The organism is Kocuria oxytropis (assembly GCF_040981195.1).
Lineage (GTDB): Bacteria > Actinomycetota > Actinomycetes > Actinomycetales > Micrococcaceae > Kocuria > Kocuria oxytropis.
This window is the reverse complement of record NZ_JAVFXA010000005.1, coordinates 117,012-140,848: the sequence shown is the minus strand read 5'-3', so window position 1 is coordinate 140,848 and position 23,837 is coordinate 117,012. Positions and strand designations below refer to the sequence as shown.

General features: G+C 75.1%; 20 protein-coding genes and 1 tRNA gene. 8 read left to right on the top strand and 13 right to left on the bottom strand.

What is annotated here, in order from left to right; all coding sequences use genetic code 11:
- Positions 1–258: 258 nt before the first annotated feature.
- Positions 259–340: transfer RNA gene (locus QYM41_RS07105), tRNA-Tyr, on the bottom strand.
- A gap of 105 nt (positions 341–445) precedes the next feature.
- Positions 446–775, bottom strand: coding sequence for a hypothetical protein (locus QYM41_RS07100; protein WP_368799049.1), 330 nt, complete (start codon positions 773–775; stop codon positions 446–448).
- 136 nt (positions 776–911) lie between these two features.
- Here QYM41_RS07100 and QYM41_RS07095 point away from each other — a divergent pair, with 136 nt between their 5' ends.
- Positions 912–1,403: a YajQ family cyclic di-GMP-binding protein gene (locus QYM41_RS07095; RefSeq protein ID WP_368799048.1), complete on the top strand. Its 492-nt coding sequence runs from the start codon at positions 912–914 to the stop codon at positions 1,401–1,403.
- A 36-nt stretch (positions 1,404–1,439) separates the two neighbouring features.
- On the opposite strand, the gene QYM41_RS07090 is transcribed toward QYM41_RS07095, so the two are convergent.
- From QYM41_RS07090 to QYM41_RS07070, 5 genes are all read right to left on the bottom strand, one after another.
- Positions 1,440–3,065 carry a LuxR C-terminal-related transcriptional regulator gene (locus QYM41_RS07090; protein WP_368799047.1) on the bottom strand — a complete coding sequence of 542 codons (1,626 nt, stop codon included), beginning with the start codon at positions 3,063–3,065 and terminating at the stop codon, positions 1,440–1,442.
- Positions 3,013–4,218, bottom strand: coding sequence for a flavin-containing monooxygenase (locus QYM41_RS07085; RefSeq protein ID WP_368799046.1), 1,206 nt, complete (start codon positions 4,216–4,218; stop codon positions 3,013–3,015). Before QYM41_RS07085 ends, QYM41_RS07090 begins: the two co-directional genes overlap by 53 nt.
- Before the next feature lie 142 nt (positions 4,219–4,360).
- Positions 4,361–5,242 carry a zinc metalloprotease HtpX gene (htpX, locus tag QYM41_RS07080; protein ID WP_368799045.1) on the bottom strand — a complete coding sequence of 294 codons (882 nt, stop codon included), beginning with the start codon at positions 5,240–5,242 and terminating at the stop codon, positions 4,361–4,363.
- A gap of 147 nt (positions 5,243–5,389) precedes the next feature.
- Positions 5,390–7,324 (bottom strand): zf-HC2 domain-containing protein, encoded by a 1,935-nt coding sequence (locus QYM41_RS07075; RefSeq protein WP_368799044.1) that lies wholly within the window; start codon positions 7,322–7,324, stop codon positions 5,390–5,392.
- 289 nt (positions 7,325–7,613) lie between these two features.
- Positions 7,614–9,509, bottom strand: coding sequence for a hypothetical protein (locus QYM41_RS07070; protein ID WP_368799043.1), 1,896 nt, complete (start codon positions 9,507–9,509; stop codon positions 7,614–7,616).
- Between the two features lie 259 nt (positions 9,510–9,768).
- Here QYM41_RS07070 and QYM41_RS07065 point away from each other — a divergent pair, with 259 nt between their 5' ends.
- Positions 9,769–10,257 carry a Fur family transcriptional regulator gene (locus QYM41_RS07065; protein WP_368799042.1) on the top strand — a complete coding sequence of 163 codons (489 nt, stop codon included), beginning with the start codon at positions 9,769–9,771 and terminating at the stop codon, positions 10,255–10,257.
- Between the two features lie 13 nt (positions 10,258–10,270).
- Here QYM41_RS07065 and QYM41_RS07060 read toward each other — a convergent pair whose 3' ends face one another.
- Complete coding sequence (locus QYM41_RS07060) at positions 10,271–11,653, bottom strand: SseB family protein (protein WP_368799041.1); 1,383 nt, start codon at positions 11,651–11,653, stop codon at positions 10,271–10,273.
- Positions 11,654–11,875: 222 nt separating this feature from the next.
- Here QYM41_RS07060 and QYM41_RS07055 point away from each other — a divergent pair, with 222 nt between their 5' ends.
- Entirely contained in the window at positions 11,876–13,171 is a 1,296-nt protein-coding gene (locus QYM41_RS07055; RefSeq protein WP_368799040.1) for a DUF6882 domain-containing protein, read from the top strand.
- A 21-nt stretch (positions 13,172–13,192) separates the two neighbouring features.
- On the top strand, positions 13,193–14,125 hold the full coding sequence (rarD, locus tag QYM41_RS07050) for an EamA family transporter RarD (RefSeq protein ID WP_368799039.1): 933 nt from the start codon (positions 13,193–13,195) through the stop codon (positions 14,123–14,125).
- A gap of 96 nt (positions 14,126–14,221) precedes the next feature.
- Here rarD and QYM41_RS07045 read toward each other — a convergent pair whose 3' ends face one another.
- From QYM41_RS07045 to QYM41_RS07025, 5 genes are all read right to left on the bottom strand, one after another.
- A complete protein-coding gene (locus tag QYM41_RS07045) occupies positions 14,222–14,371 on the bottom strand; it encodes a methionine/alanine import family NSS transporter small subunit (RefSeq protein WP_368799038.1) in 150 nt (49 codons plus the stop codon).
- Entirely contained in the window at positions 14,368–16,143 is a 1,776-nt protein-coding gene (locus QYM41_RS07040) for a sodium-dependent transporter (RefSeq protein WP_368799037.1), read from the bottom strand. Before QYM41_RS07040 ends, QYM41_RS07045 begins: the two co-directional genes overlap by 4 nt.
- Before the next feature lie 128 nt (positions 16,144–16,271).
- Positions 16,272–17,339, bottom strand: a complete 1,068-nt coding sequence (locus QYM41_RS07035) for a polyprenyl synthetase family protein (RefSeq protein ID WP_438612558.1) — start codon at positions 17,337–17,339, stop codon at positions 16,272–16,274.
- 11 nt (positions 17,340–17,350) lie between these two features.
- A complete protein-coding gene (locus QYM41_RS07030) occupies positions 17,351–18,646 on the bottom strand; it encodes a geranylgeranyl reductase family protein (protein WP_368799036.1) in 1,296 nt (431 codons plus the stop codon).
- Positions 18,643–19,356 carry a demethylmenaquinone methyltransferase gene (locus QYM41_RS07025; RefSeq protein WP_368799035.1) on the bottom strand — a complete coding sequence of 238 codons (714 nt, stop codon included), beginning with the start codon at positions 19,354–19,356 and terminating at the stop codon, positions 18,643–18,645. Before QYM41_RS07025 ends, QYM41_RS07030 begins: the two co-directional genes overlap by 4 nt.
- A 97-nt stretch (positions 19,357–19,453) precedes the next feature.
- Here QYM41_RS07025 and QYM41_RS07020 point away from each other — a divergent pair, with 97 nt between their 5' ends.
- The 4 genes from QYM41_RS07020 to QYM41_RS07005 all read left to right on the top strand — a co-directional run bounded on the left by QYM41_RS07020 (position 19,454) and on the right by QYM41_RS07005 (position 23,609).
- Positions 19,454–20,941 carry an isochorismate synthase gene (locus QYM41_RS07020; RefSeq protein WP_368799034.1) on the top strand — a complete coding sequence of 496 codons (1,488 nt, stop codon included), beginning with the start codon at positions 19,454–19,456 and terminating at the stop codon, positions 20,939–20,941.
- 124 nt (positions 20,942–21,065) lie between these two features.
- Positions 21,066–21,911, top strand: coding sequence for an ABC transporter substrate-binding protein (locus tag QYM41_RS07015; RefSeq protein ID WP_368799033.1), 846 nt, complete (start codon positions 21,066–21,068; stop codon positions 21,909–21,911).
- A 77-nt stretch (positions 21,912–21,988) separates the two neighbouring features.
- On the top strand, positions 21,989–22,783 hold the full coding sequence (locus QYM41_RS07010; RefSeq protein WP_368799032.1) for an amino acid ABC transporter permease: 795 nt from the start codon (positions 21,989–21,991) through the stop codon (positions 22,781–22,783).
- A 10-nt stretch (positions 22,784–22,793) separates the two neighbouring features.
- Positions 22,794–23,609, top strand: a complete 816-nt coding sequence (locus tag QYM41_RS07005) for an amino acid ABC transporter ATP-binding protein (protein ID WP_368799031.1) — start codon at positions 22,794–22,796, stop codon at positions 23,607–23,609.
- Positions 23,610–23,837 lie beyond the last annotated feature (228 nt).

The following is a 23,837-nucleotide window of genomic DNA, read 5'->3' as shown; positions in this document are numbered from 1 at the left end:
GGTATTCATCTTCTTAGCAATTGTTAAGGCTGACACGGCGCGGCGGGCCGCGCCCGGTGTCCCCGGTTCGGGGGATGCGGACTGCGCGCCCGGGGTGTGCGCGGGGCCGTCCCGCCGCGGGACGCACCGCCCTCCGGCGGCACGGGGCGCGGCCCGGACGGACGGTGGCGTCCCGGCCGCAGGGGACTGCCCGGACAGGACCGCGGACATGCGGAAGGCCCCGGTCCTGTCGGACCGGGGCCTTCGCGCCGTCGTTCGTGGCAGATGAGGGATTCGAACCCCCGTAGGCATTGCCAGCTGATTTACAGTCAGCCCCCTTTGGCCGCTCGGGTAATCTGCCGGGGTGCTGCCGCCGGCCCGTCCGGACCGGTGGTGGCCGCCCCCGCGTGCGGGAGCAGTTCAACAGTACAGAAGATCCGCCGCGATGCGAAATTGCCGCGACCGGTCAGGGCACCAGCCGCGCGCAGACATGCCGGAGGAACTTGGTGGCCTGCTCAGCGGTGATCTCGCCGTGGGTGACCGCCTCCGCGAGGTCCTCGGCGACGCCGAGCAGCCGCTGCGCCACCTCCGGGTCGATCTCGGAGCCGGTCCGCTCGGCGGCCGCGGCGCCGGCGCCCGGCCGCAGCTGCGGCGTCGGCTCGGCCGCGGTGGCCGCCGGGGCCAGCCCGATGCCCATCAGCAGGACCGCCGCCAGCGCGGTCGCCGCGACGGCGCCGCCGCGCCGGGCCCGGCCCGGGACGGGAACCACGTCGTCGTGGCCCTGGGGTGTGCTCATGCCGCCATCCTGGGAGACCGACCTGAACGGTTCCTTGAGCGCAGGTCACGAAACGGTGACGGGCTCGCCCGGTAAGCTGGAGGGCAGTCCCACGGGCCGCCCGCCGCCCGTCCACGATCCCAGCACAGGAGGCAGCATGGCCAGCGATTCCTCGTTCGACGTCGTCAGCAAGGTCGACAAGCAGGAGGTGTCCAACGCCCTCAACCAGGCCCAGAAGGAGATCGCGCAGCGCTACGACTTCAAGGGCGTGGGCGCCGAGATCGACTTCTCCGGCGAGAAGATCCTCATGAAGGCGAACTCCGAGGAGCGCGTCACCGCGGTGCTCGACGTCTTCCAGTCGAAGCTGGTCAAGCGTGGCATCTCCCTGAAGTCCCTCGACGCCGGGGAGCCCTTCGCCTCGGGCAAGGAGTACCGGATCGAGGCCTCCGTGAAGGAGGGCATCGCCCAGGACCAGGCGAAGAAGATCACCAAGCTCATCCGCGACGAGGGCCCCAAGGGCGTCAAGGCCACCATCCAGGGCGACGAGCTCCGGGTGTCGTCGAAGTCCCGCGACGACCTCCAGGACGTCATCACGCTCCTGAAGGGCGCGGAGCTCGAGGTGGACCTGCAGTTCATCAACTACCGCTGACCCGGCGGGCCCGTCCCCCGGCGGGCGCGCCGGTGCTCAGACGAGCCCGTGGCCGAACGCGAACGCCGCGGCGGCGGTGCGGGTCTGCACGTCCAGCTTGGTGAAGATGTTCGACAGGTGGCGCGAGACCGTCTTCTCGCTCAGGAACAGCTCGGCGGCGATCTCGGGGTTGGTCCTGCCGGTCGCCACCAGCCGGAGGACCTCCACCTCGCGGTCCGTGAGTCCGTGCGGGGCCGCCGGACCGCACTGCCGCGCCGCCTCCGCCTCGTCCGCGGCGGCACCGAGCTCGTGGAAGACCTGCCGCGCCGCGCCCAGTTCGGCACGGGCGGAGCGGATGTCGCCGAGGGCGCGCAGGGCGGCGCCGACGAGCACCCGGGCGCGGGCGGTCTCGTAGGGCGCCTCCAGCCGCTGCCAGCCGAGCATCGCCGCGCGCAGCTCGGTCAGGGCCTCGGCGGGGCGGTCCAGCGCGAGCAGCACGCCTCCGCGCGCGTGGTGGGCCATGGCCCGCAGACCGGCGCACCCGAAGGACTCCGCGAGGGCGGCCAGCTCCCGGCTCAGTGCGTCCGCCTCCTCCACCGCGTCCCCGGCCAGGAGGACCTCGACCGCGGCCGGCAGCAGCCGGGACCGGTGCACCGGGTCGCGCGGCTCGGCCAGCAGCCGCCGCACCGCGGCCAGGGCGTCGGCGGTCCGGCCGCGGGCGAGCCAGAGCAGGGCCAGTCCCGGTTGCGGGTCGTGGCCGAAGCGGATGGACCGCGCGTAGGCCGCCTCGGCGGACGGCAGGTCGCCGAGCACGCGCAGCACACCGCCGCACTCGTCCATGGCCAGACCGGCGGGACCCGGCGTCCCGATCCGCTCGTAGCGCTCCACCGCCAGCCGGAACTCCTCCACCGCCTCGGGGAAGGCCCCCCGCAGCCGCATGATCTGCCCCCGGTGGACCGCGCACTGTCCCGTGAAGGCGACGAGCCCGGGCTGGGCCTCGATCCAGCCGGTGAGGGCCGCGGTCCACTCGGCCGCCCGGCCGACGTCGGAGACCTCCTGGCATGCCTCGACCAGCGAGCAGTAGGTCGACCCCGCCACGATCGGGGAGACCTCCCCGGTGGAGATGCCGATCATCGCCTCGTCGAGCAGGGCGAGGCCCTCGGGGACCCTCCCGGCGTACATCAGCAGCCGGCCCTGGACGTTGAGCCCGGTGGCGAGCAGGTCCGCGTCGTCGTACCGGCGGCCGTAGTCGGTGACCTGCACGGCCAGCTCGTGCGCCCGGTCGTACTCCTGGTCCAGGACGTGGCGGAGCATGACCGGGGCCAGCACCTGGCCGCGCTCGACGACGTCGCCGTCCACGTCGGCGAGCATGCGCTGGGCCCGTGCCGTCCATCCGCCGGCGACGGCGCCCTCCCCGCTGGTGAGCAGCACCATCGCCAGTTGGACGGCGCACCGGACGGCCGCCAGGGTCTCCCCGGCCGCGGCGTGCGCGGTGTAGGCCCGCTGCATGGCCTGGATGAAGTCGTTCAGCCGCCCCAGCAGGTAGGCCGTGGTGGCGAGCCGGGTGAAGTCCTCGGCCGGCACGGCGGCCTCGTCCGCGCCGGACAGCGCGTCGTACGCCGCGACCCACTCACGGCGCTCGTACGCCTGCCGGGCCCGGGCGAGATCCTCGACGACTCCCATGGGCACCTCCCCCACCTCCCGAGGATAGTCCCCGGTGCTGGGCGGGAAGCGGTCGCCGGGACCGCGCGGACGCCGTCCCGGCGGCACGCCGGGCGATCTGCCGGGCGATGTGCTCGGCGTCGCGGCCGACGCCCGGCAGGAGCATGGAGGTGAAGGAGTACTGGAAGCTCAGTCCGCAGAAGTACAGCCCCGGGGAGTCCTGGGCCACGCCCCGGAACTCCCGGGGCCAGCCGCTGTCGTCGAGGACCCCCGGCGGAAGCCAGCCGAGGCTCTGCCGGAAGCCGGTGCACCAGACCACGTTCTCGACCTCCACCGGATGCTCCCCCACCACGGGCAGTCCTCCGGAGACCCCGGTGACGCGGTCCGTGACCCGCCGCACCCCGCGCTCCTGCAGGTCCTCCCGCTTGACCCGCAGCATGGGAGCGCCGTGGAACCGGACGTGGGCCATCGCCCGGCGTCCGAGCGGGGTGCGGCGGGTGAGCACGTGGCGTCCCAGGAACAGCAGCAGTGGCAGCGCGACCCGCGCCCTGCGGGACTCCAGCCGGACGGGCAGCTGGCCGGGGTCCCGTCCGCACAGGACGGTCTCGTGGGTGCGGGCGAGCTCGTAGGCGATGTCCGTGCCCGAGTGGGAGGCGCCGACCACGAGCACCCTCCCGGGCCGCAGCTGCTCCGGCCGGCGGTACTCGCTGGAGTGCAGCTGGAGGATGGCGGGGTCGAGGTCCTGCGCGAACGGCGGGACGGACGGCGCACGGCCGAACGTCCCGGTCGCGACCACCACGTGGTCACAGGTCATCGTGTCCCCGCCGAGGGACACCGTGTAGCCGCCGCCGGGGCGGGCCGCCACGGACTCGACCGTGGTGCTCGTGCGCACGGGGAGGTCCCAGTGCAGGGCGAAGCTCTCGAGATAGGCGGCGACCTCGTCCTTGCCGGGGAAGGACCAGGGGTCGGCGGGGAAGGGGAGACCGGGCAGGCCGTCGTACCGGGCGGGCGTGTAGAGGCGCAGGCTGTCCCACTGGCGCCGCCAGGTGTCCCCCACCCGGTCCTGGGAGTCCACGACGAGGAACGGCCGCCCGAGCCGCTGCAGGTGCCGCCCCGTGGCGAGGCCGGCCTGGCCGGCCCCGATGACGAGCGTCTCGATGTGCTGGGTGTTCATGGTGGAGACCTCCCCCGATCTGCTGGGACGGCTCCAGCCTAGGAATCCGGGGGTCGCGGCCGCATCGGACGGATGCCGCAGCGGCCGGCGGACGCCGTGGGGCGATCGCCCCACGGCGGGGTCTCCCCCGGCGCGCGCGAGGTCAGCGGCGGCCGATCCCCGCCATGCCCTCGAGCCGGGCCACGCGGTCCGCGGTCGGCGGGTGGGTGCGGAACAGGCTCGCCGCGCCGCCCCGGAAGGGGTTGGCGATCATCAGGTGCGAGGTGTTGACGAGCTTCTGGTCGGCGGGGTTCAGCGGCCGGGCGCTGGTGCCCGTCTCGATCTTGCGCAGGGCCGAGGCGAGCGCCAGCGGGTCCCCGGTGAGCCGCGCACCGTCCTCGTCGGCGTCGTACTCGCGCGTGCGGGAGACCGCGAGCTGGATGACGGTCGCGGCGAGCGGCGCCAGGAAGGCCAGCAGCAGGCCCACCAGCGGGTTGCCCCGGTCGCCGTCCCGGCCGCCGCCGAAGATGGCCGTGAACTGGAGGAACTGGGCGGCCGAGGTGATGATGCCGGCGACGGCGGCGGCGATCGAGGACGTCAGGATGTCCCGGTTGTAGACGTGCATCAGCTCGTGGCCGAGCACGCCGCGCAGCTCGCGCTCGTCGAGCATCTGGAGGATGCCCTCGGTCACGCAGACCGCCGCGTTCTCCGGGTTCCGCCCGGTGGCGAACGCGTTGGGGCTCAGGGTCGGTGCGATGAACAGGCGCGGCATCGGCCGTCCCGCCCGGTGCGACAGCTCCCGCACGATGCGGTAGTACCCGGGGGCCTGCTGCTCGGTGACGGGGATGGCCCGCATGGAGCGCAGCGCGAGCTTGTCGCTGTTCCAGTAGCTGTACGCCGTCGAGGCCAGTCCGATCAGGGCGAAGACCCAGATGAAGACGCTGCTGCCCGTTCCGCTCGCCACGAACCACCCGATGGCCAGCAGCACCGCCCAGAGGCCGCCGAGGAGCAGGACGGTCTTGAGCCCGTTGTTGTGGTGGTGCATGGCGGGGGTGGCTCCTTCATCGGGGACAGGGGTTCTCCACTGAGCACAACCGCGTCCGGGCCACGGGTCTTCCCGCGCCGGGCAGCGTCCAGTGGTCTCCCAGCGGACTCCCGTGGAGTTCCCACCCCCCTCCGGAGCGGGATGCGGTCACGCCGTGGGGCCGCCGCCGTCCCCGCCGGGCGCGGGGGTCCCGGCGGCGGGCGCTCCTGTCGCCGGGGGCTGTGACGCCGGGAGGCCGGACGCGGGGGTCTCCGCCGCCGGGGCCTCCGCCGCCGAGTTCTCTGCCTCCGGGGGCGCCTCGACCGGAGCCGTCGGGCCCGGGGTTCCGGCCCCGGGTGCGTCGGGCCCGGGCGCCTCGGTCGCCGGGCTGCCGAGGACGGGCGCCCCGGACGCCGGGGGCTGGGTCCCCGGGGTCCCCGCGACCGGATCCTCGGGTGCCGGAGTTCCCGGCGCCGGAGTTTCCGGCGCCGGAGTTTCCGGCGCTGGAGTTCCGGGCGCTGGAGTTCCGGGCGCCGGAGCCCCGGGCGCCGGCGCCCCGGGTCCGGCGGTCGCGGGGGGCTGCTCGTCGCGGGATCCGCCGGTCGGCGTGCCACCGCCCTGCGCGGGGGGCGCGGCAGCGCTGCCGCCGTCGGCGCCGCCCCCGGCAGGGGACCCCGGCCCCGGGGACCCTGCCTCGTCCGCGGGTGCCGCCGTGGGCCGCGGCGCACGACCGTCCGCCTCGGTGCTGCGCTGCGTGCCGGGGCCCGCCGCCGTCCCCCGGCCGGTGGGCCCGCCGGAGCCCTCGCCGGCCTCCCGGGCCCCCGCGGTCCGCCCCGGGGCGGTGGCGGCGGTGACGATCGTGCCGCTGCTCGCCCGCGCGGTGCGCGCCTCGGCCGCGTCCTCGGTCAGCGGACCGGCAGACGGCTCGGAGGTTGGCAGGGACAGCACGAGGTCGCCGCCGGCAGGTGCCGCCGGACCCGGGCCGCGGGCCGGGGTCTGCTCGCTGTCGGCGGCACCGGAGGACGCGGGGGGTGGGGACGGGACCGTGGCGGTCGTGCCGGACCCGCCGCGGCCTCCCATGGCCTGAGTGGTCCCGTCGCCGAATCCCCCGGAGCCCGTCACGGCGACACCGGCGAGCGCCGCGGCGGCCGCCAGGGCGCCGGCGCCGAGCAGCACCTTCCGTCCCCGCCGGGAGACGTGGACCGCGGCGAGGGCACCGCCGGCCACGTCGGTGCCCGGAGCCGCGCCCAGTCGTCCCGCGCTGATCCGTCCCGCGGTCCGGACCAGCTCCACGACCTCGTCGGTGCGGGTGTCCCACAGCGGGACCCCGGCGAGCACGGGCAGCAACCAGCCGCGCAGGCCCGCTTCGGTGTCCTGCAGGTAGAGGTGGTCGGCGGTGCAGCGGGCGCACTCGGCGAGGTGGGACTGCACGGCCTGCGTCCGCTCGGCGGACAGGCCGCCGTCGGCGAAGGCGCCGAGGTCCGCCGCGCACTCGCTGCACCCGTCGACGCCGGGGAGCTCCAGCCGGGCCCGCCGGTACGCCGCTCGCAGCCCGGCGCGGGCCTCGAGGTGCAGGGCCGTGGTGGCGGCCGGGCTCAGCCCGAGCACCGCGGCGGTCCGCTCGAGGTCGAGCGCCTCGATCTCGAGGTGCCACAGCACGGCCTGCCAGGAGGCGGAGAGGCGGAGGAAGATGCCGGCGACGGTCTCGGCGGCGGGCTCCCGCTCCACGCCGGCCCGGCCGACGACGGCGACCAGCCGCGCCCGCAGGAAGACGCCCCGGCCGGACCCGCCCGCCGCGTGCGCGGCGCTGTCCTCGGTCGGGCCCCTCTCCTCGTTCTCGGCCTTCTTCTCGTTCTCCGCCGTGTCCGCGCCGGGATCCGCGCCGCCGATCTCCGCGAGCACCTGGTCGACGGCGGTGCCCGCCAGCTGCTCCGCGTCCTGGCGGCTCGGGGTGTGGAGCCGGGCCACGACCACGGCGGTGTGCCAGTGCCGGTCCCGCAGGTCCGGGAAGGCATCGGGCTGCCCCGCCCGCACCGCGGCGAGCAGCTCCTCGTCGGTGCGCGGGGTGCGCCCCTGGGCGAGCGGCTCGGACGTGCGCGTCATGGGATCTCCGTGGGTCTCGGGAAGCTCGGTCACCGTGCGGTGCGGGCGACCCGGGAGCGGTGCCGCGGGGTCCCCGCCCCCCGGCGATCTCGATGACGACGCGCACGCCGACGGCGCGCGGTGGCTGACTGCGGACCCCCGGTCCCCCGGCCCCATCGTAGAGCGCCGCGGCGGAGGGCGGCACGCACCCCCGTCACGAGCCGTTCCCGTTCGTCATACAGGCAGACCGGAGTGCCGGTGGGAGCGGTGCCCACGGACGGACCGGGCGCGCACCCATGCGCTCACCGGGTCAGCCCCGGCGGTCGCCTTCCCCGCCCCGGCCGCCGCGCCGGTCGTCCCGTCCCCGCTCGTGGTGGCGGTCGCGGCCGTCGTGGTCCCAGCTCCGCTCCCACGGACGCCATCCGCGCTCGGCCTGCCCCTGGCGTGGGGTCCGGACCTCGGCGTGCGGGGACCGGCGTGCGGGAGCGGTGCCGGTGCGTGCCGGGTCGGCCGGCGTCGCGGTCACCGGCGCGGGCGCCCGGAGCGGCGCGGGACCGGCCTCCAGGGTGGGCAGGGAGGTCGGCAGCGCGGGGGCCGGGGCGGCGGTCTCCCGCGCCGGGGAGGCGGCGGGAGACGGGGTGCCGGTCCGGGCCGGCGGCGGACCGCTCGGGGCGGTCCCGGACGCGGCCTGCCGCACGGGACCGGCGGAGGACGCGGCTCCGGGTGCCCCGGTCTCCGCGGCACCGCTCCCGGACGCCGGCCGCTGCGCGGCGGCTCCCGGCCGGGCGGCGCCGCGGTCCGCGGAGGACCCGGGCACCTTCGCGGAGGTGCGCCCCTCCTCGGCCGCCGCGGCTCCCGCTCGGCCGGATCCGCTGCCCGCGACCAGCGCCGCGAGCTCCGGGCCCGCACCGCCCGAGATCGTCCCGGGCGCCGCCTCCACCGGGCCCTCGCCGGAGGCCACCGCAGGGCCCGGGCCCTGCGGGCGGCCCGGTGCCGCGCCTTCGGAGCCGGTCCCGTCCGCCTCCGCCCGCGCGGCACCCGCCGCGGAGCCACCGGACCCAGGGTCACCGGACTCAGCGTCACCGGTCCCGGGGTCGCGGGTTGCGGGATCGCCGGCGCCGGCCCGCTCCAGGTCCTGGGCGGTGCGCGGCGCCCGCTCGGCGGCCGGTCCGCCCGCGGCGGGCACCGGGTCCCCGCCGCCGGACACGCCCACGGCGGCGACGGCCACGGCGGTCGCGAGGGCACCGGCCCCGAGGAGGACCTTCGCCCGGCGGCCGGACCACACGGAGGCGCCCGCCGCGCCGATCGTGCGGGGACCGGTGGCGTCCGCACCGGCCGCCGCGGCACCGGCTCCGGCCGCCACGGCACCGGCACCTGCCGCCCCCGCCGCGGCGGCGCCCGGTCCCGTCGCGGCAGCCGCCCCGGTGCGGGTCCCCGCGACGAGCCCGGCGAGCTCGAGGGCCTCGGTGCCCCACAGGGGCAGGCCGGCCAGCACGGGGAGGGTCCAGGTCCGCAGGCCCGTCCCGACGTCCTGGCGGCTCAGGTACTCGGCGGTGCAGCGGGCGCACCCGTCCAGGTGGGCCTTGACGTCGCCCCGGCTCCGCTGTCCGCGGGTGCCGCGGACGAAGTGGGCGAGCTCCGCGGAGAACTCTGCGCACTCCGGTCCCGCCGGGCGCTCCGCCGCCGCCCGGCCGTAGAGCCCCCGGAGCCCCCGGACCATGTCCCGGTGCAGGCCCGCGGCCGCCACGGCGCCGAGTCCCAGGGCCGCCGCGGCCCGGCGCGGGCTCTGCCCCAGCACCTCGGTGCGCCAGAGCACGCCCTGCCACTCGGCGGGCAGTCCGCTGAAGACGCGGACCAGGGACGTGGGGTCGGCGGGGTCGTCCGGCAGCGCGACCGGGCGCGTGCCGCCGTCGGCCTCGCGGCCGACCATCCACACGACGAAGGCACCGAGGAAGGCGCGCGGTCCGCCGCCCTCGCCGATGATCTGCTCGACCCGCCCGAGGGCCGCTTCGGCGAGACGCTCTGCCTCCGCCGCGCTGCCGGTGCGCGACCGCGCCACGGCCAGGGCCGTGCCGTGGTACCGCTCCCGGAGCGCCCGCAGGGCCGCGGCGTCCCCGGAGTGGGCGGCGTCGAGCAGGACGTCGTCCCGGGAAGCCTCCGGCCCGCCGGCGGGTCCGTTCGAGCGGTCGTGGGCAGGACGCGTCATGTCTGTCTCCGTGGTGGTGGCGGTCGTTCGGGAGGAACAGGCCTCACCGACGTCCCGTCCGCCCCTGGGCGCACGACACGGCGACAGTTGTGGATCCCCATCCCCCGCGCACATCGTAGGCGCAGGTCAGAGGCGGGTAAAGACGACGGAGAGGACCCACGACCCGCACGGTCACACGGGGGTCACCATCGCGAACGCCAGGGGGGCGGAGCGCATGGGTACTATTGTGAGTTCATCGTGATAACGCTACCCTGGGGGGATGCAGACCACGGATCGCCCCGCACCGGACGCCGCCCGGACCGCCGCGTGGTCGGACCTCCTGCGCTCCCACGGCCGCCGCGTCACCAAGCAGCGGCTGGCCGTCCTCGACACGGTGGACCGCCGCCCGCACTCCACGGCCGAGGAGGTCCTCGCGGACGTCCGCTCCGCCCTGCCGGCGATCACGCTCCAGTCCGTCTACGTCGTCCTCTCCGACCTCACGGCCGTCGGCATGCTCCGCAAGTTCGAGCCGCCCGCGTCCCCGGCCCTCTACGAGACCCGCACCGGGGACAACCACCACCACGCGTACTGCGTGCGCTGCGGAACGGTCGCCGACGTCGACTGCGCCGTGGGCCACACCCCGTGCCTCACGCCCTCCGACCACCACGGCATGCAGCTGCTCACCGCCGACGTCGTCTACCAGGGCATCTGCGCCGACTGCCTCGCGGCGGGCAGGACCCCCGCGGCGCCGTCCCCCACCGCGGACTGACCGCGCCCCGGGATCAGCCCTCGGCCTGGCCCGTCCCCGTCCCCCCGCCGGCCGAGCCCTCCCGCTGCTGCTGGTCGTCCACCAGGGCCAGCAGCTCCCGGACCTGGTCCGCGGTCAGCGTGGCCACGGGGGCGTGGGCGTTGATGCTGACCTTCCGCGCCCCGGCGTCGAGGGCGAAGCGCAGCGCCTGGCGCGCCGGCGCGGAGCGGACCTCGAGCCCGGCGTCCAGCACGGCGACCTCGGCGGCGGACGTGAACAGCAGCAGGGTGTCCGGCGCGGCCCCCTCCTCCTGGGGCTTCGCGTAGACCGGCACGGCGCGCCCGTCCTGCACGCGCGCCCCGAGCAGGAGCACCGCGTCCGGGGCGAGGAGCCCGGCGAGCAGCTGCGACATGTCGTTGGCGAGCATCGCGGTCTTCACGGCCTCGTTGTGCGGCGCCCGCACGGCCCACTCGACCTGGGGGCGGCTGATCCGGCAGCCCGTGCGGGCCGGGTCGATGACCAGGTGGTCGTACTGCGGGTCGTCCGCGACCATCCTCAGGATCTTGACGGCGGACTCGCGCAGCAGCACCGGCGTCCCGCCGTCCGGACGGTGGCGGTCGAACATGGCCTGGGCCTCGGCCGCCGAGGTGTACACCGCCAGCGAGCGCGTGCCGTCGGGCTCCCCCAGCGTCTGGACGCGCAGGGTCGACTCCGGCCCCAGGGCCTCCCCGGCCGGTCCCTCCACGAGGTCGCTCGCGGTGACGTCCAGCAGCAGGGAGCCCGCCATGCACTGGCGGATGACCTCGATCATGGCCCGGTTGTCCGGGGCGCTCGCGAACCGGTCGACGGCTGCCCGCACGCGGGCGTGGACGACGCCCTCGGGATCGGCCTGCTGCTCCGCGCCCGGGGCGAGGACGGGCAGCTCGACGCCCTCCCGCTCGGCGAGCTCGGCCGCCCACGCCGGGATCCGGGCGCGGGTGCGGGGGAAGCGCTCGAGGTGCTCCAGGACGTCCTGGGCCGTGAAGGGGCCCTCGGCGCCCCACTGCCGGGGCTCGCCGTCGAGGTCGTAGGTCCCCCCGATCCGGTGCGTCGGCTCGGGCCAGCCCTCGGCGAGGATCACCACCGTGGCGGTGAACCACGTCCCGCGCCCCGGGACGTGGACGTCCTCCCGCAGCTGCTCGACGGCGGGCAGCACGGCACTGTCCTCCTTGATGGGCCCGGCGGTGCCGGGCACCACCTCCTGGCCCCGCTGCTCCCGCACGCGCAGGTGCACACGACCGCCCTGGACCTTGAGGTCCACGACCATCCGGTCCCAGCCGGGCTCTGCGCGCAGCACGGAGAGCACCCACGAGCCGATGGTGTTCAGCAGCTCCTGCCGGGCGGGTCCGGGGGTCGGGGTGGCGGGGGTCTCGCTCATGCGGTGGCTCGTTCCCGGCCCGCGAGGGGCCTGCTCGGATCGGGTGGTCACGGGACGGGCGGAGTGCCCGCACGGCACCGCCGGGCGCCGGGGGCCGCGCCACCACCCTATCGAAGCGCCCCTCCGCCGCCCGGGCGCGGGCCGCCGCCCGGGGCCCCGCCGGCCCGCCGGACGGCGTCGCCGTGACGCTCCGGGGTCCGCGATGGTTGCTAGCCTGGACGCATGACGAAAACGCTGCAGGACCTGATCGACGAGTCGATCTTCATCTCCACCGAGTACCAGGCCAGGCTGGCCGAGCTGACCCAGGGCGCCGGGTGGGACGTCGACTTCTCCGCGCCGGCGTTCACCCTGCAGACCGAGCCTCCCGTGACCCTGACGCCCTACCTGCTGGGCACCGAGTCCGCCTCCCGCGGGTCCTGGATCTGGTCCTGGCAGGAGCTGGGCCACTTCCCGGCCGAGGTGGTCTCCGCCGCCGTGCAGGCCCGCGAGGCCGGGGACCGGCTGGGCGTGGCCGAGCTGTCCACCGACGAGCTGCCCGTGGCCGAGGGCCTGGCCCGCCGGCTGACCCTGGCGGCCAAGGCCGTCACGGGCGTCTACGCGCACTATCCCGCGGGCGCGGGGGGCGGCGTCACGGCGTGGCTGCTGCTGGACGGGCCCGAGTTCGAGCTGCCGGAGCTCACCGTGGAACGGATGATGCGGGTCATCGCCGAGGCGCTGACCACCGACACCGCGGTGGACCACAACCTCGCCGTCGACTCCTACGCCAAGTTGCGCGGCGCCCACGTCGAGTGGGACACCGAGGCCACGTGCGTGGTGACCGTCCGGGACGGCGCGCAGCGGTTCTGGTTCGACGACCACCAGATCTCCGGCGTCGAGCCCGCCGAGCCCGCCGTGGGCCCCGACGTCCTGACGGGCCTGGCGGCCGACGCCCGGGCGCGCGCCGCCACCCTGCGCGAGGACCGCGCGGCCGCCGAGGCCACGGCCGCCCGGCAGGAGGCCGAGCCGCGGCCCGCCGCGGCCCCGGAGCAGACCCCCGTTCCCGTGGAGGTCCCGGAGGAGCAGCCCGAGCCCATCGAGGTGCCCGAGTTCGTCGGGACGGACCACGCCCACCAGGAGCAGCCCGAGCCGGTGGAGGAGCCGCGGGAGGCCGGGGAGCCGGTCACCGCGCACGCCGGTGCCGCGGACGGCGACCTGCCGTTCGACCAGGAGCCCTCGGACCGGGACGTGCGCCCGGGCCGGGTGAGCACCACCGTGGTGCCCGGGCCCGAGCCGGTCCGCCCGGCCGCCGAGGAGGCTCCCGAGCCGGCCGCCGCCCAGCACCGCGAGCCCGCCGCTCGCCCCGAGGCCGAGCGGGAGGTCGAGCGCGAGGTCGTGGCCGGACCCGGTGTGCCCGGCAGCGCCGGGACGGAGCCGGTCGTGGAGGGCGAGGACTTCGCCGAGGAGACCGACGAGGAGACCGCCGAGGAGGAGCAGGGCGAGCGGAAGAAGGGCTTCTTCAGCCGATTCTTCGGCCTCTGAGCCCCGGCGGTACCCTCGAGCGTGACCGCATACAACACCGCCCCCGGCCCGGACCCCGACGAGCAGTCGAGGATCCGGGCCGGTGTGCTGTCCGGGTTCGCCGCCTACGGCATCTGGGGGCTGCTGCCGCTGTACTTCGTGGCCCTGGAGCCCGCCACCCCGGTGGAGATCGTGGCGCTGCGCGTGCTCTTCTCCCTGCTCTTCTGCCTGGCGCTGCTGGCGCTCACCGGAGGGCTGCGCCCGCTGGGCCGCGCGCTGCGCTCCCCCCGGACGCTCGGGGCCCTGGCCGTGGCCGGGCTGCTCATCGGGGCGAACTGGCTGCTGTACACGGTCGCGACGACCACGGGGAACACCCTGGAGGCCTCCCTCGGCTACTTCATCAACCCCCTCGTAGCGATCCTGCTCGGCGTGCTGGTGCTCCGGGAGCGGATGCGCGCCCTGCAGTGGACGGCGGTGGGGATCGGCTTCGTGGCGGTGGTGGTCATGGCCGTCTTCTACGGGCAGGTGCCGTGGCTCTCGCTGGGCCTGGCCTTCTCCTTCGGCTTCTACGGCCTGGTGAAGAACAGGATGGGCGGGTCCTACCCCGCCATCGTGACCCTCACGGTGGAGACGATGGCGCTGACCCCGCTCGCGGCCCTGGTGGTGGCCCTGCTCGGGGCCGACGGCCGGCTCACCCTGGGCACGGAGGGCACGGGCCACCTCCTGCTGATGCTGTCCTCGGGCGTGATCACGGCCGTGCCGCTGATCCTCTTCGGCGTCGCCGCGACCCGCCTGCCGCTGAGCACGGTGGGCATGATCCAGTACGTGGCGCCCATCGGGCAGTTCCTGCTGGCCGTGCTGGTGTTCGGGGAGCAGATGCCCGTCGAGCGCTGGGTGAGCTTCTGCTTCGTCTGGCTCGCGGTGCTCCTGCTCGTGCTGGACGCGGTGCGCGCCCCGCGGGTCCGCCGCGCCTGACCCCGCCGCATCAGGCCGGCCGGACGCACGAAGGCCCCCGGCGCCGTTCGGCGCCGGGGGCCTTCGTGCGCGACCCGGGACGGGGCGCGGGGCGGATCAGGTGGTGCGGACGTAGTCGTCGCTGCCGAAGCCCTGGTCGTTCTCCTCCACCTCCGGGGTGCGCCGGAGGTGGAGCACGGCGGCGACGAAGCCGCCCCACACGGTGAGCACGGAGACGACGAGCATGATGATGGCGGGAACGGTCATCGGGGGTCCTCCTGGGATCCGGTGGTGCTGGTCGGGGCGCCCGAGCTCCAGGGCGCCCGGCCGGTCCCCTCGGCGGGGGTCTCCGCGTGCCGGCCCCCGGACCCGGCCGGGCCCTGGGCGAGGGAGCGGTACGAGAAGTCCTGGTCGAGGGCCGGGGTGCGCAGGGCGGTGTCCGACCAGCGCGAGAGCGGCTGGCCCCCCTGCAGCCGGCGCCGGTCCACGGAGGCGTCGACGATGGCCGGGGACGGGCTCAGGTCCGAGGCCGCCGACCCGGCGGGCCACGGCAGGCGGGAGAGCAGCACGGCGACCACGACGATGCCGATGGCCGTGCCCCAGCCGAACGTGGTGACGAACCAGGCGGGCATCCCGCCGTAGCCCTCCGCCAGGGTGGTGGTGAGCGTGTTGATGAGGATGTAGCCCAGCATGATCGGGGTGATGCCCCCGACCACGACCATCCAGGTGCGGCCCAGCCGGAAGGAGGACACCGAGTTCAGGTGGTCCCGCAGCGTGGGCAGCGCGGAGAAGCCGGCCGTGAGCAGCATGATCGACACCAGGGCCGCGGCGACGATGCCGAACTGGTTCACGAAGTTGTCCGTGACGTCCAGCAGGTTCAGCCCCGTGGTGGTCGTGAACAGGGCCAGGGAGATCAGCGCCATGGGCACCACGACGGCCACCACGGCGGTGCGCCGGCGCAGGCCGAGCTTGTCCTGGGCGGCGGCCACCACGACCTCCACGATCGACACGAGCGACGTGAAGCCCGCGAAGGTGAGGGTCGCGAAGAAGAGCACGCCGATGAGCGTGCCGAGCGGCGCCTGGGAGATGATCGTGGGGAACGCGATGAAGGCCAGGCCGATGCCCGAGGTCGCGACCTCGTCCACGCCCACCCCGGAGACCCCGGCCATGAAGCCCAGCGCCGCGAACACGCCGATGCCGGCGAGGATCTCGAAGCTGGAGTTGCCGAAGCCGACCACGAGCCCGGAGCCGGTGAGGTCGGTCTTGGGCTTGAGGTAGGACGAGTAGGTGATCATGATGCCGAAGCCGACCGAGAGCGAGAAGAAGATCTGGCCGTAGGCGGCGACCCACACGGCGCTGTCGGTGAGCGCGGCCCAGTCGGGCGTGAAGAACGCGTTGAGGCCGTCGGTGGCGCCCGGCAGCGTCAGGGCGATGACCACGATGGTCAGGAACATCAGCACCAGCAGCGGGATCAGCACCAGGTTCACCCGCCCGATGCCCTTGGCCACGCCCAGCAGGAGCACCACGAGCAGCGCGATCCAGGCGACCGCCGTGACGGCCAGCACGTTGGGGACGAAGTCGAGGCCCACCGTGATCTCCTCGGAGCTCTGCAGCACCTCGGAGAGGAAGAACGTGCCGGGGTCGTCGCCCCACGCCTTGCCGAACGAGAAGTAGGTGTACAGCATCGCCCAGCCGAGGATGACGGCGTAGTAGACGGCGATCACGAAGCTGATGCCCATCTGCCACCAGCCGATCCACTCGGTCTTGGGGTGCAGGCGGCGGTAGGCCAGCGGCGCCGAGGCGCGGAAGCGGTGCCCGATGCCGTACTCGAGCATCAGCAGCGGCAGACCGGCCGTGAGCAGCGCCACGAGGTAGGGGATGAGGAACGCCCCGCCGCCGTTCTCGTAGGCGATGTAGGGGAAGCGCCAGATGTTGCCGAGGCCGACGGCGGAGCCGATCGCGGCCAGGATGAAGACCGTGCGGCTGGAGAACGCCTCGCGGGGCGCGGCGGCACGGCCGGGTGGGGACTGTGGGGTCATGGTCGTCCTCGGGTGCGGGAAGTGGTCTGCGGACGGCTACAGGCTAGCCCGTGGGACCGCCGGAACCACATCCGGCGCCGGACAGGACCGGGCGGGCCGGCGAGGACCCCCCGGTCCCGCCCCGCGGTTCAGGCCTCGCGGTGGACGACGGCGTGCGCGAAGGCCACGAGCGCCCGCTTGGCCACCGTGTCCGGCAGCGGCTCGAGCGAGGCGATGGCCTCGTCCGCCCACTGCCGGGCGATCCGCCACGCCTCCTCGGTGGCCCGGTGCCCGGAGACCGCGGCCACGGCCCGGGCCAGGGCCTCGTCGGAGTCGAGGTCCGCGTCGAGGTGCTCCAGGGCGCGCACCGCCTCGGCGTCCCCCTCCCCCGCCATCCGGCGCAGGATGAGCACCGGCAGGGTGGGCACCCCCTCGCGCAGGTCCGTGCCGGGGGACTTCCCGGAGACCTCGTCCTCGCCGGTCACGTCGATCACGTCGTCGGCGAGCTGGAAGGCGATCCCGACCTTCTCCCCGTACTCGACCATCACGTCCACGACATCCTGCTCGGCGCCGGCCAGGACCGCGCCGAAGTGCCCGCACGCCGCGATGAGGGAGCCGGTCTTGCCCGCCAGGACGTCGAGGTAGTGCTCCAGCGGGTCCTGCCCGTCCCGCGGGCCGACCGTCTCGTGCAGCTGGCCGAGCACCAGCCGCTCGAACGTGTCCGCCTGGATCTTCAGGGCGCGCTGGCCGAGGTCGGAGACCATCGAGGAGGCGCGGGCGAAGATGAGGTCGCCCGTGAGGATGGCCACCGAGTTGCCCCACACGGTCTGGGCGGTCGCCACGCCGCGGCGCAGCGGCGCGGAGTCCATGACGTCGTCGTGGTACAGGGTGGCGAGGTGGGTGAGCTCGACGACGGCGGCGGACTCGAGGACGGCGTCGTTGATGCCGCCGCCGATCTCCCCGGCCAGCACGGTCAGCAGGGGCCGCACGCGCTTGCCGCCGGCCTGGAGCAGGTGGCGGGAGGTGACGTCGGCCAGGTGGTCGGCGCTGCGCACCGCCTCGTCCAGCCGTTCCTCGATCCGGGCGAGCGACCGCAGCACGACCGGGCCCAGCCGGTCGTCGGACGCGATGAGGTCGAAGCCGGCGGGCAGCTTCACCTGATCGGTGCCGAGACCCGTGGCGGGGCCGTCGGCGCTCGAGGAGGAGGTTTCAGTCACGGTCCACCACTCTAGCGAGTTTTCGGGGGGCGGGTGTTGCCGGTCGCGGGCGTCAGGGCGTCCAGGAGGGCCACCACACGGTCCTCCCACGTGGCGGCGGGACGGTCGGAGAGCTCGGTCATGACCCGGACCACGAAGCGCATCAGCGCGGGCACGGCCATGCCGGTGCGCACGGCGGCCTTCATCACGGCGGGGCTGCCGATGAGCTGGGCCAGGACCCGGCCCTGCGTGAAGTGGGCGCCCCACTCCTGCCGGACCCGGTCCGGGTAGCCGGCGAGCACGAGCTCACGCTGGGCCGGGCCGTTCGCGGCCGCCGCGGCCACGACGTGCTCGGCGGCGTAGCGGGCGGACTCCATGGCGTTGGAGATCCCCTCCCCGTTGAACGGGGAGACGAGCCCCGCGGCGTCGCCCAGCAGGAGCATCCCCGGCACGTGGTGCGGCGTGCGGTTGAAGGCCATCGGCAGCGCCGCGCCGAGCACGCGGCCGCGCCGGTGCTCGTCGTCGAAGGTCCACTCGGCGGGCATGGACGCGGTCCAGTCGGCGAGCACCTTCCGGTAGTCGAGGGCCCCGAAGGCCGGGGAGCTGTCCAGGATCCCGAGCCCCACGTTGGCCGTGCCGTCGCCGACCCCGAAGACCCACCCGTAGCCGGGCAGCAGCGCCCGGTCCGGGTCGGTGCCGTCGGTGAGCTCGAGCCAGCCCTCCATCCAGTCCAGGTCCGCCCGCGGGGACTCGTAGTAGGCGCGCACCGCGACCCCCATCGGCCGGTCGTCCCGCCGGTGCAGCCCCGCGGAGACCGCGGTGCGGGAGGAGGTGCCGTCCGCGGCGAGCACGACGTCGGCGCGGTGCTCCTCGGACTGCCCGGTCCGCCGGCCGGCGGCGTCGAGCACGGTGGCACGGGCCCCGACGACCCGCCCGGTGGCGTCGCGCAGCACCCCGGTCACGGCCCGGCGCTCGAGCACCCGCGCCCCGGCCCCGCGCGCGTGCCCGGCCAGCTGCTCGTCGAAGCCCCGGCGGGTGCGCACCAGCCCGTAGCCGGGGAAGTCGCTCAGCTCCGGCCACGGCACCTCCACGCTGCGCTCGCGGGCCACGAGCCGCAGGCCCCGGTTGCGGGCGTAGCCCAGCTCCGGTCCGTGCGGGAGGCCCATGAGCTGCATCTCGCGCACGGCACGCGGGGTCAGCCCGTCGCCGCAGACCTTCTCCCGCGGGAACGCGGTCTTCTCCAGGACGGTGACCTCGATCCCGTGCGCCGCGAGCCAGTACCCGGCCGTGGCGCCGGCCGGTCCGGCGCCGAGGACGAGCGCCCTCATCGGGCGGCGGCGTCCGCGGCGGGCCGCACCGCCCGGTGCACGGCCACGATGCCGCCGGTGAGGTTGCGGTACTGCACGCCCGTCCAGCCGGCCGCGAGGATCTCGGCGGCGAGCTCCTCCTGGTCCGGCCACGCCGCGATGGACTCGGCGAGGTAGCGGTAGGCCTCCGGGTTGGAGGCCGCGCGCGCGGCGATCCCGGGCAGGGCCTTCATGAGGTACTCCGTGTAGACGGTGCGCAGCGGGGCCGCCGTGGGGGTCGAGAACTCGCAGATCACCAGCCGCCCGCCCGGGCGGGTGACCCGCAGCATCTCGGCGAGGGCGCGGCGGAAGTCCTGGATGTTGCGCAGCCCGAAGGAGATGGTCACGGCGTCGAAGGAGGCGTCCGCGAACGGCAGCCGCGTGGCGTCCGCCTGGACGAACTCGATGTCGGGGCGGCGGGCGCGGCCCACCTCGAGCATCCCGAGCGAGAGGTCCGCGGCCACGACGTCCACGCCCGCGTCCGCGTACGGCTCGGACGAGGTCCCGGTCCCGGCGGCGAGGTCGAGGACCTTCTCCCCCGGCACGGCGCCCACGGCCTCCGCGACGACCCTGCGCCATCCGCGGGTCCGCCCCAGCGAGAGGATGTCGTTGAGGAGGTCGTAGCGGGGCGCCACGTCGTCGAACATGGCGGAGACTTCGTGCGGCTGCTTGGACAGGTCTGCTCGGTTCACCCGGTCATTGTCGCACCTCGCTCCGACGCCCCCGCCCGGGCCCGCCCCCGGCGCCCGGGCCCGGGGCTGTCCGGCGGGCGGCTTAGACTGGTGGGCGATGTCTCCCACCGATCCCCCGGCCGGGCCCCCGGCCGACTCCCAGGCCGAGCCCGCCGCCGCCCCGCCGGTCCCCGTGCTGCACGCCCTCACGGTGCCGCTGTCCGCCCTGGGCGCGGACGCCGGGGCCGCCCCGGACCTGCGCGAGCTGCTGGTCGGACCGGACCTGCTCACCTGGACGGTGGACGGGCGCGGACTCGTGGCCTGGGGCCGGACCGCCGAGCACACGGTGCGCGGCGCGGACCGGTTCACGGCCGCTCGCGTGTGGTGGGACGACGTGGCCGCCGCCGCCGTGGTCGAGGACCGCGTGGGCGTGCCCGGCACCGGGCTCGCCGCCCTCGGCGCGTTCACGTTCGCGACCAGCTCGGCCGTGGACTCGGGTCTCGTGGTCCCGGAGCTGCTCGTGGGCCGCCGGGACGACGTCGCGTGGGCGAGCCTCGTGGTGGCCGTGGCCCCGGGCACGCCCTTCGCACTGGGCACCGAGGACGTGGCGGCCGCCTGGGTGCGCCGGCTCGGCTCGGCCCCCGGCCGGGCGCCGGCCCGCGCGGAGGCACCCGCGCCGGACGCCGTGGTCCGGCTCTCCCCCGGCACCCTGGGCGAGCACGAGTGGAGGGAGGCCGTGCGCGAGGGCGTGGAGCGGATCCGGGCGGGCCGGATGGACAAGCTGGTGCTGGCCCGGGACGTCGTGGCGCGCACGGACGCCGCCCTGGACGCCGTGGCGGTGGTCCGGGACCTGGCCCGCCGCTACGACCAGTGCTGGACGTACTGCGTGGGCCTCGGCGGGAGCCCCTCGGGTGCGGGCCGCCTGATGGGCGCCACCCCCGAGATGCTGGTGCGCGTCCTCGACGGCGTGGCCCACGCCCGGGTGCTCGCCGGCACCCTGGACCGGGACGCCGCGCCCCCGGGCGAGGACCCGCACGAGTACGCCGCGCGGGTGCTCGGGGAGTCGGAGAAGCAGCAGCACGAGCACGGCTTCGCGATCGACTCGCTCGAGGCGTCGCTGGCCCCCTACACCGACGCGGTCACGACCTCCCCCGAGCCGTTCATCCTCGAGCTGCCCAACGTGTGGCACCTGGCCTCGGACGTCACCGCCGCGCTGCGGCCCGGCCCGGCCGGGGACCCTCCCTCCTCCCTCGAGCTCGCCGAGGCGCTGCACCCCACCGCCGCCGTGTGCGGGACGCCCACCGCCGTGGCCGCCGCCACGATCCCGGAGCTGGAGCAGATGGACCGGGGTCTGTACGCGGGACCCGTCGGCTGGCTCGACGCGGCCGGCAACGGGGACTGGGGCATCGCCCTGCGCGGGGCGGTGCAGGAGGACGAGCGCACCGTGCGCCTCTACGCGGGCTGCGGGATCGTCGCCGCCTCGGACCCCGAGTCCGAGCTGGCCGAGACCTGGGCGAAGCTGCGCCCCATGCTCCAGGCCCTCGGGCAGCGGGCCGCGGGGGCCCCGGAGCGCCTCGTGCCCGCGCCGGGGCTCTCCGCCGGCTGAGCCGCCGGTGGGATCGCACCGTATCCTGGTGCCCGAACACGGTCGGGGCCACCGCCCCGCAGGACCGGCCCCGTGCCCGGCCCGACCGTGCCGACGACCACTGCTCCCACCGGAGGAATCCCGCATGCCCCGTCCGACGACCCGACCGGCCCGCGCGCACGCCCTGGTGGCGCTGTCCGCGAGCGCCGCCCTCGCCCTGACCGCCTGCACGTCCGAGAGCCCCTCCGGGGACGCCGCGGACGGCGGCGGGGACCCCGCGGGGGCCTCCGCGTCCTCGGCCGTGGCCCTGGTGGAGCCCGGGTATCTCACCGTGTGCTCGGAGTCCAACTACCCGCCGTTCGAGATGGAGCAGGACGGCGAGATGGTCGGCCTCGACATGGACCTCGGCCGGGAGATCGCGCAGGACCTCGGCGTGGAGATGAAGAACGTCACCCTGGCCTTCGAGTCGATCCAGTCCGGGGCGGCCCTCGGGACCGACCAGTGCGACGTGGCGATCTCCGCCCTGTCCATCACCGAGGAGCGGCAGACCGTGATGGACTTCTCGGACCCCTACTACGACAACGAGGTCGGTCTCGTGACCGACGGCGGGGACGGGGTCGGCTCGATCGCGGCCGCCCGCGACCAGCAGGTGCGGGTCGGGGTGATGCAGGGCACGGTCGGCGAGACGCAGGCGCGGGAGCTCGGCCTCCAGACGGTCCAGTTCGAGGACGCGACCACGATGTTCACCGCGCTCAGCACCGGCGGCGTGGACGCGGTGCTCGACGACGTCACCGCGATCGCCCAGCACGCCGAGGACGACCCGGACTTCGTGGTCCAGGAGACCGCGGACCTCGACGACCAGCTCGGCGTAGCCGTGGCCGAGGGCGACGAGGCCATGCTGCGGGAGGTCGACGCGACCCTGGACCGCATCGAGTCGGACGGCACGCTCGAGCGGATCGTCGAGACCTGGATCCCCGTCCGGGAGAACTGACCCGGGGGCCGGCCGCCCGCACCCGGGACGCCGGCCCCGACACCGTCCCACCCGTACCACCCAGAACGGACCCACCCATGGCCATGACCATGCACCAGAGAGCTCGTCTCTCCCGCGGCGTCCAGTACGCCGTCCTGATCCTCGTCGTCCTCGCCCTGATCGCCGTCGCGGACTGGCCGCTGCTGGTCGAGAAGGTCTTCAACCCGCAGATCGCGGCCCAGCAGTTCCCCGGCATCCTCGTCGTGGCGCTGAAGAACACCGTGATCTACACGCTCCTCGGCTTCGTGGTCGGGCTCACCGGCGGCGTGGTGCTCGCCCTCATGAAGCTCTCCTCCGTGGCCCCCTACCGCTGGCTGGCCACGCTCTACATCGAGTTCTTCCGCGGCGTGCCCGCCCTGCTCGTCTTCCTGGCCTTCGGCTACGGCATCCCGCTGGCCTTCGGCTTCCGCTTCAACCACTACGTCACGGTCATGATCGCCCTGGGCCTGGTGGCCGCCGCCTACATCGCGGAGTCGCTGCGGGCGGGGCTGCAGGCCGTGCCGAAGGGCCAGTACGAGGCCGCGCGCTCACTGGGCATGTCCCACGCCCGGGCGATGGTCACGATCGTCATCCCGCAGGCCCTGCGGATCGTGCTCCCGCCCCTGACCAACGAGGTGATCCTGCTGACCAAGGACTCCTCGCTGGTCTACCTGCTGGGCATGGGCGTGGGCCAGTACGAGCTCACCAAGTACGGCCGCGAGGCCATCTCGGCCGCCGGGGCGGGACTGACCCCGCTGGTGGTGGCCGGCGTGTGCTACCTCATCATCACGGTGCCCCTCGGCATCCTGACCCGCCGTTTCGAGTCCAAGACCGACCGCATGAAGAAGTCCTAGGAGCCTGACCGTGAGCACTGCATCCTCCCCCACCCCCGGGTCCGGCGGCGCCGACCGCCTCGCGGGCGCGGCCTCCGTCGTCGTCGAGGGCCTGCACAAGTCCTACGGCTCCCTGGAGGTGCTCAAGGGCATCTCCCTCAGCGTCGGGGCCGGGCAGGTGGTCTGCCTCATCGGGCCCTCCGGTTCCGGCAAGTCCACCCTGCTGCGCTGCGTGAACCTGCTCGAGACCCCCCAGCAGGGCCGGATCACGATCGGCGACTTCGAGGTCACCGATCCCGAGGCCGACGTCGACCGGATGCGCCGGCACGTGGGCATGGTCTTCCAGCAGTTCAACCTGTTCCCCCACCTGAGCGTGCTGGAGAACTGCACCGTGGCCCAGCTCAAGGTGCTCAAGCGGGACAAGGCCGAGGCCCAGCGGATCGCCCGGGACAACCTGGAGCGCGTGGGGCTGGCCGAGAAGGCGGACAGCTACCCGGACCAGCTCTCCGGCGGGCAGCAGCAGCGCGTGGCGATCGCCCGGGCCCTGTCGATGGACCCGTCCCTCATGCTCTTCGACGAGCCGACCTCCGCCCTGGACCCCGAGACCGTGGGCGACGTCCTGGCCATCATGCGCACCCTGGCCGCCGAGGGCATGACGATGCTCGTGGTCACCCACGAGATGGAGTTCGCCCGCGACGTCGCCGACCGGGTCGTGTTCATGGACGGCGGCGTGGTGGTCGAGGAGGGCCCCGCGGCGGAGCTCATCCGCCACCCGCAGGAGCCGCGCACCCAGGCCTTCCTCTCCCGCGTGCTCAATCCCACGCAGGTGCAGGCCCCGGATCAGTGACCCGCCGCCCACCGGGCCCGTCGTCCCCGGACGGCGGGCCCGGAGTCATATTCACAACACCATGGATTCGGCCGATTGATATGCTGAGCCGCTGAACACCCCCCCTGGTGGATCCCTGGGGCATTGCCTCATATGACGGGGATCACAGCTCTGTCAGGCTGGAATCCGCAGGGGGACGACCGCCGGTCCCCCTCCTTCCAGCCCTGTCCACGCGCTGCCCAGAGAGGT